Consider the following 467-nt stretch of genomic DNA (forward strand, 5'->3'; position numbering starts at 1 on the left):
GCAATAGAATATTTCTTTTTTACATTTACAAGATCATTGCCTTCCAAGTCATTAAGTATGTCTTTATATATAACAATCAGTTGATTCCGTAATTCCATATTATTCTGTTGAGGAGTGGCTTTTGTCCATTGCCATTCAGGAATGCCTTCTACAATAAAATTTCTGGAGGCTGTCAACCAATCATTAGGTTTTTCATGCCCACTAAATTTAATTCTATTAGATACTCCTTTTACTATTGGATTAAAGGTCGTGTCTTTAATGTCTTCGATGGAATAGCCTTGAGGATCGGTAAAGGAACGCTCGTTTGCACCATCAAAGCTAACCTTGAAATTAGTTATCGTTTCATTAGGCATGTTTGGAGTTAATTTAACAACCTTTACTTCACAAGAATATTCTATTCTTTTTTTTGATTTTGAAGGGTAAAAAATTAACCCTATAGTGTTTTCTTTATTATTCTCTAATGCGTC

General features: G+C 32.5%; 1 pseudogene. It reads right to left on the minus strand.

Features of this window, described 5'->3' with window-relative positions:
- Nucleotides 1-467: pseudogene (locus MES37_RS24580) on the minus strand (hypothetical protein); the annotation flags it as partial.

Origin of the sequence: Buttiauxella sp. S19-1 (genome assembly GCF_022134725.1) — a bacterium.
GTDB lineage: Bacteria > Pseudomonadota > Gammaproteobacteria > Enterobacterales > Enterobacteriaceae > Buttiauxella > Buttiauxella ferragutiae.